This is a genomic window from Novosphingobium sp. ST904 (assembly GCF_001298105.1).
Lineage (GTDB): Bacteria > Pseudomonadota > Alphaproteobacteria > Sphingomonadales > Sphingomonadaceae > Novosphingobium.
Genome location: NZ_LGJH01000013.1, coordinates 1 through 841 on the forward strand (window position 1 = coordinate 1; position 841 = coordinate 841).

The window sequence follows — 841 nt, forward strand, 5'->3', positions numbered from 1 at the left end:
TAGGCTCAGGACTCACTGATCAGAGCCAGAAGAGGACAGTTGCAGCCAAGGCGAGTGCGGAAAAGAAGACGGTGGGGCAGCGGTCATATCGTGTAGCGACGCGGCGCCAATCCTTCAGCCGGCCGAACATGATCTCGATACGGTTACGGCGCTTGTATCGCCGTTTATCGTATGTGACAGGATATGAACGAGATTTCCGACCGGGAATGCAAGGCTTGATGCCTTTTTGCTCAAGCGCATCTCTGAACCACTCAGCGTCATAGCCTCGATCAGCCAGCATCCACTGAGCCTTGGGCAGATCATCGAGCAAGGCTGCCGCCCCGGTGTAATCGCTGATCTGGCCCGCCGTGATGAAGAAGCTCAAAGGGCGGCCGTTGGCATCTGTGACGGCGTGAAGTTTGGTGTTCATGCCGCCCTTGGTCCGTCCGATCAGGCGCCCGAAATCCCCTTTTTTACCCCAAGGCTGGAAGCCGTGCGGTGTGCCTTGAGGTAGGTAGCGTCGATCATGATGGTCTGGGGTTCGGCCCGCTGGGCGGAAAGGCCTTCCATCATTCGAGTGAACACGCCCATCTCGCCCCAACGTTTCCAACGATTATACAATGTCTTATGTGGCCCGTATTCCCTCGGCGCATCCCGCCAGCGCAGCCCATTCCGGTTGACGAAGATGATCCCGCTCAGCACCCGACGGTCGTCGACCCGTGGCTTGCCGTGGCTCTTGGGGAAATACGGCGACAGCCGCGCCATCTGCTCGTCCGTAAGCCAATACAGGTCGCTCATGCTCAGTCTCCTTGGGGAGCCTGAATCACATCATCGCAGGCCTATCAATGGGTCCTGAGCCTAG

1 protein-coding gene is annotated in these 841 nt (G+C 58.3%); it reads right to left on the bottom strand.

What is annotated here, in order from left to right; genetic code table 11:
- Positions 1-19 precede the first annotated feature (19 nt).
- Positions 20-777 (bottom strand): IS5 family transposase gene (locus tag ADT71_RS29770; protein ID WP_156336340.1). Its coding sequence is split into 2 segments (ribosomal slippage): positions 20-444 and positions 444-777, totalling 759 coding nucleotides; the frame shifts between segments, so codons are not numbered across the junction.
- Positions 778-841 lie beyond the last annotated feature (64 nt).